The following is an 11,823-nucleotide window of genomic DNA, read 5'->3' as shown; positions in this document are numbered from 1 at the left end:
GGCGCTCATTGCCTGGGACAAAAACATGGACAGCGTTTCGGTCGGGGGAAATAGCCGCTGGCGATGCTTGGGTATCGATGACTCGACACCCCGCAATAACTCAGGATCGGAGAGCAGCTTGAAGAAAGCATGAGCATTGCTGTTCGTGGCGTGCTGGCGCATACGGTGCTGTTGATGTCGGACGATTTGGCGTCTACGATTCACTCGGGCTGTGTCCTTGCTTGATCGGTGTGTGTTCGCAACTATCACCGTAGACCAAGGCCAGCCTTTTTTCATTTTTTCGCAGTCGTATCAGCTAGTTAGCTGTTAAGTAAGTGCCATTCAAATCTGTCCTCTTTTTCAGCCCCCTTTTTCACGTACCTTTTAATCATGATTCAAATGCTTAGCCGCCTGATTCAAAAGGGTCATGAACTCTTCTAACTCAAAACTCCAACTCCCGCCTTTAACAGGGGGGTAAATTTCGATCTCAACTGATCTGCCAGGCTCGCAGGTTACTTCAGCCAGCTGGTCAGTTCCCGCCCATATTTCAAATACCAAATTTTCACGATCTGGCGGGCTAGTTATCATTGAAGACAAATGATTCATGGTTTTGGTGGCTCCAATAGACCAATAAATTTCCCATTGGCATCATAACGTAGCCCCCGACCGTCGGGAGCGATTACATCCATTACCTTTCCAAATCTCCCCGTATCCTTATAGGCTACAGTTGTCGCAGGATTGCTCAGAATTTCATCAGCTATTTTTTGACCTTGAGCGTTAATTTCGGAGGGACTTCCTTTAACGCTTGGGAACGCACTGCCTTCACGGCTACCGTGTTTCTGAAGAGCTCGGCCAGCTAGCGAAAGCTGTCCAGACTTATCCGCCGGATCCAACAGTTTTCCCGCATTCGACAAATCTTCGATGCTCTTCCCTGCAAACGAGCCTTTTGCACCGCCTATACCACCGCTCTTCTCCGGCAAATCACAAGGCCCAGTGTTATGCACCCAGGTCTTGAGCTCTCCCACATAGAACGTGTGGCCGATATCGACCGTCAGGTTATATGTTTTGCCGATTGGCGCGTAAAGCTCCAAGGACTCGACTTCCGACGAGGTATTTTCTGTCTCTCCGTCGGCCAGCGATTGCAGCAAGTCGCCAGGCTTCAGGTCGATAACGGGGATGAAGTCACGTTTGGCCGGTACGTAAAACGGATGGCTTGGCGTGACCAGCAGTGTTTCGCCTTGCGCGGAGCCATCGTGACGCACGCTTTTGAGTTTGAGGCGGTAAATTGGCTGGTCGCTACGCTGGTGAGTAGCGAGGATCGCAGCCGCAAAGGGCTTGCCGCCTTTTTCCGGTTTGCTCCATACCACGTCGCCGACTTGCAGCGTTTCGATGGCTCGGTCGCCCTCTGGCGTCGATACCATCGTCCCGGCGGCAAAGCAGCAGGGGCCTTTATTTCCTGCGGTTGGGTTACTCACCAGTGGGCCTTTTGACCCCTTCCCATCCGCTACCACAACGGGCGTAGGCTCTTTCGAACCTCTATTTTTCGAAAGTACCCCCGTCAACACCGAGGCCATAAACTGACCGCCGCCGATCAGGTATTTGTCCGTTTCAAACTTTGGATCGAGCGTTGTATCTTCTATCTCATCCGCGATTTCTTTCCCCATGGCTTCGCTGAATTGTTCGGTTTTCTCAAGCAGTGCTTTACCCGGCTCGGTTTCGGAGGCCGCGTTGATGACAGCCAGTTGCACAAGCCCTTTAGGGCCTTGTGCCATAGCAATGACCACGGAAATCGCTTGCTTCTCGTCCTCATGCGCAGCGGCGTACTCATTGATCCCCGAAAATGTCCGTAAGGTATCTTGGGCAAGGCTGAGCTTCTCGACATCGTCATCAGTGACAGAGGTAGGGGCGAGTTCCAAACCCGATGGGCGCTCTGCGTTAGACGAGGGCACCTGAACTTCCTTGCTTATGGCCTCGATCTGCTTCACGTCCACGCCAGCGAGCAGGCCTACCTCAGCCAGCACCCGCTCCTGGAAATTTGGATCCCCCATGGTCTTCATGGCCTGAGCACGCGTCAGACCACCGATGATCAACGCCTCCATAGTCGCTTCGGCGAAATCGACGCCCACCATCGCCGAGGCACCCGCATCCATTTTTCGCCCCAACCCTGCCTCGATCTTGTTGACCGCCGCATTGAAGTCGTTACCGGCTTGCTGGAAGTTCTGCTTGGCAGTTTCGTCGTAACTGCGGAGTTGCTTGGTCCACTCCTTGGCGGTTTCAATCGGCGTAAAGGCTGCCGTCACGGAAGACTTGGTCACGTACAGGTCTGTACGGTGTTCATCATCCCGGGTGATTTCGTAGGCTTTGTCGACGTCGCGGTTCAGACCTTTGGTCGAATCGGCTCCGGTCCCGGCGTCATTGCGCACAACGACGTCGCCCGCCCCCACTGTGGCGCGTACGAGCTGTTGGCGGTCCTTCTCATAGTTCCAGCCTTCGACACTCCAGCCGTTCTTGTCCTTTTCGCCCTTGCCGACCTGACTACTGTCCTGGGCTCCGCCGCCCCCCTTGGAGTAGCTGCCACCGACGTTCAGGTAATAGCCATGTTCCTTGTCCTTGCCAGCGATGTCGCTGAAGCCCAGCGTGCCGGTGTCGAGTTTGAGCTTGCCGGTATCCGAAGCGATAAGCGCCCCGTCGAGCTGGGTGTGGTTTTCGGTACGGATGTCGACCTTGTCCTGCCCGGTGATGCGGGTCTGTTGCTCGACCCATTCGGTCGAGCCAGTGGTCTGGCCATAGCCGACCGAACCACTGACACCCGCGCCCGGCCCCACGGTCACTGTCACGCTGAGGTCGAACTCCTTGCCTTCGACCTTGCCCGTATCAGGCACCGACGAGACATTGAGGTCGCGGCCAACCCGGCCAATGACTTCATTGCCGCGCAGGTCCGCACCGGCAATGTTCGTGTCTTTGCCGCTGGTAAAGCCCAGGCGATTACCTGCGTACAGATAGGCCTGTTGTTGCCGCTGGGCTTCACGCTCCAGGTTGCCTCTGCCCAGATTGACGCTGGCGTAGATGCCGACGCCTTCAGAGCCGACGCTGAGGCCTACCTCACCGCCGCCGCTCTTGCGGGTGTTGTCGCTGCCGCTGTCGTTCTGGGCGGCGCGAATGTTCAGGTTGTTTGCTGCGCGCAGGTCGATATCACGCTGAGCCTTGACCTGGGAGCCAATCAGGTTCAGATCATTGCTCGCCTGCAGGTTGACGTCCCGCGCCGCATCCAGGGAAGTGACCGTCGACGTTTGCTGTTCGCTGTCGCCGCTGGCAATACCATTGCTGCCACCGACGCCAAGCTTGAAGCCGCCGCTGGTTCCACCGTGGATACCGCCCCAACTTTGTCGCTCACGAGTCTCTTCGGCATAGCTGCCTTTGGCGGCATCGAGGGTGACATCGCGTCCCTTGATATTGATATCGCGACCGGAGATCAATTGGCTGCCGCTGATCTGAACATCGTTGTTGGCAGCAATGTTCAGATCGCTGCCTGCGTTCAGCGTCGACGAGCGACGGGTCTGTTCAATGACCTGCTGACTGGTGCTCTGCTTGCTGTTACCGATCTTGGCGTCGAACGTAGGGCCTGAAGCGAATTGGGAAACGCCGTCCACCGCCTTCAACGTACTGGAAGCCTTGCTGACACCATCTTCGCCCTGGCCGGCACCTTTGACGGCATCGCGGGTTCGGCCGTAGTTGTGGTTCATGCTCAGGCTGGCGCCGTTTCGTTCGCTCTCGCGTTGATGCTCGATCAGTTGCATTTCGCGGGCAGCGTCGATCTTGATATTGCGACCGGCCGTCAAGTCGATATCGTTGAACGCCTCAAGGTCTGAGCCAGTCTGAGTGATATCTCGCTTGGCGTTGACGGCCAGGTTTTGACCGGCACTGATCTGGCTGGCGGCAGCGGTTTGCTGTTCCAGCCGGTTTTTCTCTTTGGTACGGTCCACGCCGGCGAAGAAATTGATGCCGTTGGCATCCGAAGACACACCGATCCCGGCTTGTTTGTTCTTTTCCCAGTCCTGCTCGGAACGGCTGTTCTGCGCGGCCAGCACATTTACGTCGCGTCCGGCATTCAAGCTGACGTTGCGCCCGGCATCGATGCCGCTGCCGATCAGGTTGATATCGCGTTCTGCCTGCAGGGTCGCATCGCGATCAGCGGAAACCTGGCTGCCCACGCTGGTACTGCTTTGCGCTTGCCGGCCCGCTTCCTTGGCCGAGGAGATCGAGAGGAAACCACCCGACACCGATAACCCGTTTTTCTTCTTGTACTCCTCACTCCGGCTATAAGCCGTATCGTTGGCCGAGACGAGGTTAATGTCGCCACTGTCCTTGACCAGACCCGCACGCAGTTCCACATCATTGCCAGCAGTGGTCTCACTGGCCCGCACGCGCAAGTCGTTGCCTGCCGCGATCACCACGTCGTTGCCGGCCTCTAGCTCACTGGCTACCTGGGAGGCCGTAGTCTTCAATTCGCTCTTGCCGCTCTTGGACAAGCCGAGGAAACCCGATTTGGTTTTCTTGCTGTAGGAGCCATGCTCCTCGACACCCGATAGCACTGCCACATCCCCCGTGGCACCGACGACCAGGTCATCACCGGCCTTCAACTGACTGCCGATCACGGTGACATTACGACCGCCATCCAGCGTGACACCGCCACCGGCGGCTTGGCTGGTATTGACCGTCAGGTCCTGCCCCGCCTCCACCACGGATGCGATGTTGGTGCTGTGGTAGCTTTCCCGTTGTTCGCTTTTACTGCGGCCAAAGGAGCCTTTGCTTTTCTTCGAGTAGAACTCCGCGGCTTCGTCCGTTGCGGACAACAGGTTGATATCGCGCGTGGCATCGAGGGCAACGTCCTTGGCGCCTTTCATCTGGCTGGCCACCAGGCTCAGGTCTTGGCCCGCCTTGACACTAAGGTCGCCTCCCGACTGGACAAGCGATGACTGCTGGCGGACCAGATCGCTGCTGCTTTTGACTTTTTTGCTTTGGGACGCGCGATGGCTTTCGTTGGCTGCGGACTCGATGGCGATATCGCGCCCGGCTGTCAGCGCCAGGCGGGTCTGGGCGATGACGTTGCTGGCAACGACCCTCAGGTCCTGCCCGGCCGTGACCTTCAGCTCGCGGTCAGCCGTCACGCTGGAACCATTCTGGGTAATGGTCAGGTCCCGGTGTTTGCTGCCCTGCGTATGGCTGTCCACCTGCTTGGCGGAGGTGAGGTTCACATCACGCATCGCCTGCAAGTTCGTGTCGTTGCCACTCTTGAGCACACCACCAACATTGGCGATATCCCGCCCAGCGCCCGCGCTCAGATCATGACTCGCCTCAATCCGCGCCGCGCTGTCGGCAAAATCACGTCGCTCGGTCTTGGAGCCGGTGCTGCTGGCATGGGTGGTGATGGTTCGTTCGTTGGTCAAATCACCGGCCACCGCCACAACACTGACATCCCGTCCAGCAATAACCCCACCCGCCCTATTAGTCAGGTTATTACTCGCCAACGCATCCAGCCGACCACCCGCCTCCATCAGCCCACTGTTGACCAAGCTGTCGCCAGCCGAAGCCCTCAGGTTGCTGGACGCCCGCAAGGTGCCCGCATTGTTCAGGTTTTGACCCGTGATCAGGCTGATGTCGGCGCCCTGAATCAACGCACCATTGGCCCCGAGGCGGTTGTTGGCCTGGGCCAGGTAGAGCACCGGCACCAGCAACTGCTCGTTGTTCACCGTGCGGGTTTCCATCCAGACGATGTCATGGGTCAGGGCCGCGACTTGTTCGGCGGTTAGGCTGACACCCAAGGACAGGTTCAGCGTGTCCTTGCTGGCGATGGCGTTGTTCATCAGGTACTTGAACATGCCGTCGTCGGAGGTCTGGCCGTCGAGGAAGCGCTGGCCGGTGCGGGCGATCACGGCTTGTTGGATCAGGCGTTGTTCGTAGAAGCCGTCACCCAGGCGCTTGGCGGCGATGTCGGGGTCGTAGCCCAGGTTCGTCAGCAGGTAGTCCGAGCTCATGAAGCGGCGCATGTCGGTCAGCGCCGGATTGGTCTCGATCAGGTATTTTTGCGGGTTGGCCTGGAACGAGCGGTCCGGCAGGCCGCGTACTTGGGTCAGGCCTGAGCCTTGGGTCGGCGTGGTCGAGCCTTCGCCGCTCATGCGGAACAGGCCGTTTTGCCCGGTGGGCAAATCAAAACCCGGCAAGGCCAGCGGATCGACCTGTTGCTGGGTCAGGTTCGGGGGTAGCTGCCGATTGACGCTGATGCGGGTCGAGAAGGCGTTGTCGGCCCGGGTGTCGGTGCGCGGGCCGGCACCGACATAGTTGTAGCCGCCACGCACGACGCTGTTGTCGGTGTTACCCGAAGTGCGGACATCGACTGCGCCGCCGGCCTGGATAATCGCGGCGTAGGTCTGGTTATCGGTAGTACTTGCCTGGGTGCGGAACTGCGGGAGCTCACGTTCGGTCATGCCGATGAAGCGGCTCATCGCTGCCTCGAGGCCACCCAGGTCATTGGCGTTGTAGCCTGGGCTCTGCAACCAGTATTTGTTGGTGAAGTCATTGGCGGCGGCGCGCCAGCCACCTGGGCTGCGCGTGCGCTCGGACATGAAGGTGCGCGAGGTTTCGGTCTCGCCGGTCTCGATGCCGATGTTGTCCAGGCTAACGAGGTTGGCGGTCAATGCGCCGCCGACGCCGATGCTGCTGCTCCGGTTGGTCAGAGTGTCGCCCTGGATATCCAGGTTACCGCCGGTGGTGATGCTGGAGGCGGCGCTGGCCGCGGTGACTTCGAACTTGTCGCGCTGAATGATCTGCCAGACGTGGTTCTCCTTGCCACCGCTGCAATCACCGGCGTTGACCCCTTCGATACAGGCCACTTCCCTGATCGAGGCGGTGTAGATGCCCGCGTCGTGGGCGGTCAAGACCTCACGTACGTTGTCGATCGTGCTGGCCGCCAGGCGCATGCTGCCATCGCTCTGCAGCGAGCCGGAGCTGTTGAGGATGCGGCTGGCACGGGTGCCGAGGCCGTCGCGATCGATGCTCAGATCGCCCAGGCTGTAGATATCGGCATAGCGGTTGGTCAGGCTATTGACGCGCAGGCTGGTAGCGCCGCCGCTGAAGATCAAACCGTGCTCGTTGAGCAGGTCGCCAGTCGATACGCCGAGCGCACCGGCACTGCCGAGGGTGCCGTAGTTGTTGATCGTGGCGGCAGTGACGTTCATGTCCGCCGCCGAGGTCAGGCGACCGTAGCTGTTGAGGACGCCATCGACCACGACGGTTGTGCGGCCGCCGCCGGCGATACTGCCGTTTTGCTCCAGATTGATCAGCGCGGCCTTGAGGCCCAGGGCACCAAGACTGCTCAAGCGACCGTTGCTGGCATAGGCGCCGGTCAGTTGCAGGTCGATGGCCCCATCGCTGCCGATCAGGCCGTCGACGCGCCAGTTGCTGCCACGGCCCACCATACTATCGGTACTGAGCAACTGGCCGGTGGCGGTCTGGGTCAACTGGTCGACATCCACGACCAGGTGCCCGGCCTGGATCGCCGTGCTGTTGGTCCAGCGATCAGCCGTCACCGTCAGGTTGCCGTAGGTCACCAACTGCCCGCCCGCCTGGCCCAGGTTGGCCTGGCTGATACCGAATACTCCCAGGCCGGTGTGCAACAGCTTGCCACCCGCGTTCTGAATGCTGCCGGCGTCCAGGCCCACATTTTGGCTGGTGGTTTCCAGGGTGCCGTCGTTGTTATCGAACAGGCCACCGATGTCGAACACGGTGGTGCTGTTCTTGCCCAGGGTGCGCAGTTGGCCCTTCTGGTTGCTCAGTCTCGCGGACAGAATATCCAGGCTGTCCTGGCTTTCGATAATGCCCGCGTTGTTGTTCAGCGCGCCCGAAAGGTCAAAGTCGATGCGACTGGCGCTGACCTGCCCGCCGCCGCTGTTGTCCATGTCCCGACCAATGACCTGGACCTTGCCCGTGGCGTATATCCCACCGTTGCGATTATTGATATCCGCACCCGCGTTGGTGATCACGACATCGCCGGCTTGTGCAGCGATGCGCCCGCCGTCGTTGAACAGCCCAGCCAAGGCTTGGATGCTGAGTCCTTGGGACTGGATCGTGCCGCCCCGACGGTTCACGTCATAGCCGTTTTTCAGCACACCCGTGGCCCGCGCCTCCAGCGCGGCCTTGACGCTGGACAGCACGCCGCCGCGGTTGTCCAGGTTGGTCGCGAAGACTCTCAGCTTGGCGTCCTGGGCGATGATGCTGCCACCCTGGTTATCGATATCACCTGCGACATCCACGGTCACCAGGCCCTTGCCTTGCAACGTGCCCTTGGCGTTGTTCAGGCTGGCGGCATCGAGTTCGAGCGCGCCTTCACGGCTGGCGATCAGGCCCTTTTCAGCGTTTTTCACCGAGTCGCTGGCATTGACCAGCAACTTGCCATTGGCGGCGACAGTACCTTTGTTGCTGTTGTCCAGGCTGGCGGTGCGCACGGTCACAACGCCCTGGCTGGACAATTCACCGCCCTGGTTCTTGATCGCGCCGGTGCTGGTGATGTCGAGGTTTTTACCGGTCATGACCAGGCCGGTCAGGTTGTCCAGGCTGCCGAGGATCAGCGTCGCGCTGTTCAGGCTCGATAATTCACCGGCATTGTTTTCCAGGTGGCCCAGGTTGGCCGTCAGCAGGCCCTGGCTATTGATCAGGCCGCCCTGGCTGTTGAGGACCTGATCGGCGCTCAGGTGCAGTTCGGTGTTGCCGAGGATGCGGCCTTTGTTGCGGTTATCCACCACGTTACCGGTGACGGTGGTCTTGCGCTGGCCACTGAGCGTACCGCCCTGGTTGTTCAGCGCAGCACTGGTCGTGACGTTCAGGTCGCGACTGGCAATAACGGTTTTGCCGCCGTTGTTCAGTTGCTTGGCCGTGAGGGAGACATCGCCCGTGGTATTGCGGCTGTTATCGGCGTTGACGCCGGCTTCGATGATGCCGTTGTTGCTGAGCGTACCGCCGCTGTCCAGGTGAATGCTGTCGCGGGCCACCAGGTTTTTCTGGCTGGTCAGGTCGCCCTGGGTCTTAACGTCCAAGCGGCTACCAGCGTACACCTGGCCACGGGTTTCCAGGCTTTTGGCCGCGATGTCGACAGCACCGGCGGCGGCCGTCTGCGCCAAACTCAAATGCCCATTGGCATCCAGCTGAATATCCCCGCCACTGGCAACCATCTTGCCGTCCAGCTTCACCCCGACTCCGGCCTCGGTACCCACCAGCTTGATCGCCCCGGCGTACATACCACCCAAGGCCGAGGAATCGATGGCCAATTCAGGTTTGGCACTGCCGTCGTCGGCGCGGGCGGTGGCATTCAGGGTGCCTGCGTTGACGTCATTGCGCCCGGCGACGATGGTCAGGTTTTTCGCCTGAATCTCAGCGTTGATCCTGGCGCTGCGGGTGATGATTTCGAAGCGGTCGACGTTGTTCGCGTTCAAGCCCGCGCCTTCGATGGCGACGCTGCCCTGGTCCACCTGATAGCGACCCACTTGGCCGTTTTCGATGATCGGCTTGCCCGTGGTCAGGGTCGCCTTTGGGGTATTGATGAAACCGCAGCCGTTACAGCTGATGCCATAAGGGTTGGCGACGATGACGTGGGCCGACTGCCCTGCCACTTCGGTGTAGCCGCGCAGTTGGCTGGGGTTGCCGCCGTTGACTTCGTTGAGGATGGTGGTGGCGGCCGTGCCCTGGAGGTTCGGGTTGCCGAGGATGATCCCACCCAGTTGCGTGGCCTGGGCCGGGTTGGTGGCGTTGTTGAGGATCACGCCGTTGCTGCCGACGTTGTAGTCCTTGAACTGGTTGTGAGACAGCCCGCTGCCGTTGGGCTTGGCGATGTTGACCACCGGCACGCCGTTGCCGGCCTGGCCGAGGCTGGTGCCCGGGGCGCTGACCACGATGCCGTCGGCCTGGGCCCACATCGGTTGCCAGAACATGACGTTGGCCAGCAGGAACGCCAGGCCACGCTTGGGCATGCCCCAGAAGGCGTCGCGGGTTTTCAGGGCAGCAGAAGGTTGGCGGGCCATGAAGGCGTGTTGGCGGTCGTCCATGATCAGGTCTCGTTACAGCAGCGTTAAATAGATACATCCAAGCGGAAGTAGATCGGCGCTTCGCGCTCGGTCAGGGCATCCGGACGTTCCAGGGAATGGGCGAAGGTGACGCTGGCGTTCAGGTGCTCACCGCGGGCGAACAGCTCCAGCGAGTTGCTCGACATGCGCCCGTGCTCGCTACCGTTGTAGCGATTACCGCGAATCACGCCCTGGTCATAACCGAGGCTGGTGCCATATTCGGCAAACACCGGGCGCAGCCACTCCATGGTCACCGGGCGGCTCCAGCGCAGGTCGTTGCGCCAGTAGCCGCCGCTGTCGCCGGACAGCGTCTGGTCCTTGTAGCCGCGAACCGACGACAGGCCGCCCAGGCTCATGCGCTGGGGGCTGAACAGCACGTCCTCGCTGCGCTGGCCGGTCATCAGGCTGCTGAAGCTGAAGGACTCGCCCCCCAGCATGAAGGGCTGCAAATAGCTGAGGGTCGCGGTGTATTTGCGGTAGCGCGCATCCGGCAACCCCGGCCCCGGCTCATGATCGCCCTGGGCATCGAGGGCACCGATACCTTGTTGCAGGCCCAGGTCGAGGTTGACGAAGGCATTGCCGATCCGCCGGCCATGGTTGATACCGAACTGCGCCTCGCTGATGCGATTGCTGCTTTCGGCGAGCTTGCTGTCTTCGATGAAGTTGTTTGTACGCAGGTACGAAAGGCCGGTGTTGAGTGAGGTCTTGCTCACGGCATCGCGATGGACCACCCGCTCCAGGCGCACCTGATGGTTCTGGCTGTCGCCACTCTGCTTGAAATTGAAGCCGTTGGCCTGGCCCAGCGCCCGGTACTCGCTCTGGCTGTAGGTGTAGCTCAGGTTCCACCAGCCAAACGGCAGGTTGTAATAGAGCATGCCATTGCGTGAGGTTTTCTGATGGTCGCTGACGGCATCGTGGCCGCCGCGCAAGGCCAGTTGGTCAGCCAGGCCCAAGGGGCTGTCCCAATCCAGGGAAGCACCCCATTGCTGCTCGCCGGTGCTTTTCTGCCCATCGTTATGCCGTGACAGGCCGGCGCGCCAGGGTTTCTGCGGGGTGTTGTCGACCCGCACTTCGCTGCCACCGATGTTTTGCCCGGGGGTCAGCGCCATTTGCGCACGGTTGGACGGCAAACGGTTCAGTTGATCGACCATCTGCTCCATCTCCCGCAGGTTGAGCAGATCGCCGGTTTTGCCGGGAAACGCCATCGCCAACTCACGATCCGACAACTGACTGTTCTCGGCACCTTTCAGGCCTTCCAGGCGGCCCTCGACCACCAACACTTGCAGGTGACCGCTGGACAGGTCCTGTTGCGGCAAATAGGCGCGACTGGTGACCAGGCCCTTCTCCAGGTAGTGGTCGGTAATGACCTTGAGCAACTGGTTAAGCTGCGGCACGCCCAGGCACTGGTTGAGGAAAGGTTTGAGCAGGCGTTGACGCTCGCCCTCGGACAACGCATCGGCGCCCTTGAGCTCGATGGTCTTGATCGGGAAGCAACGGGTATCGACTGGTGCGGTGGGCTGGGCCGGCTTCGCGTCCTTGCCGGGCAGGTCCTTGAGTTCTTCCAGGCGCCGACGCTGCTCTTCGAGCAGACGGTCCTGGCGCTCACGAATCAGGTCCGTGTCACCGGGGGTTGGCGCAGCATAAGCAAGTGTTAGCGGAGACAGGCACAGCAAAGCCAGGCACGACCTCGCCCACAGGGCGGGTGAGAACATGTTCGATCCCTCGATACAGA

The 11,823-nt window shown here is 60.4% G+C and carries 3 protein-coding genes and 1 pseudogene; all 4 read right to left on the bottom strand.

Annotated features, from left to right (window positions below):
• Positions 1 to 204: pseudogene (locus BM317_RS31230) on the bottom strand (IS4 family transposase); the annotation flags it as partial.
• A gap of 159 nt (positions 205 to 363) precedes the next feature.
• A complete protein-coding gene (locus tag BM317_RS23120) occupies positions 364 to 585 on the bottom strand; it encodes a hypothetical protein (RefSeq protein WP_218189437.1) in 222 nt (73 codons plus the stop codon).
• The gene (locus BM317_RS23115) at positions 582 to 10,073 is read right to left on the bottom strand and encodes a hemagglutinin repeat-containing protein (protein WP_092476424.1); all 9,492 of its coding nucleotides are present in this window, start codon (positions 10,071 to 10,073) and stop codon (positions 582 to 584) included. The genes BM317_RS23120 and BM317_RS23115 overlap by 4 nt, the downstream gene beginning before the upstream one ends.
• Before the next feature lie 23 nt (positions 10,074 to 10,096).
• The gene (locus BM317_RS23110) at positions 10,097 to 11,803 is read right to left on the bottom strand and encodes a ShlB/FhaC/HecB family hemolysin secretion/activation protein (RefSeq protein WP_092476422.1); all 1,707 of its coding nucleotides are present in this window, start codon (positions 11,801 to 11,803) and stop codon (positions 10,097 to 10,099) included.
• Between the last annotated feature and the right edge of the window lie 20 nt (positions 11,804 to 11,823).

It is taken from the genome of Pseudomonas sp. NFACC24-1 (assembly GCF_900115235.1).
GTDB lineage: Bacteria > Pseudomonadota > Gammaproteobacteria > Pseudomonadales > Pseudomonadaceae > Aquipseudomonas > Aquipseudomonas fluorescens_AA.
This window is presented reverse-complemented; position numbering and strand designations above follow the sequence as displayed.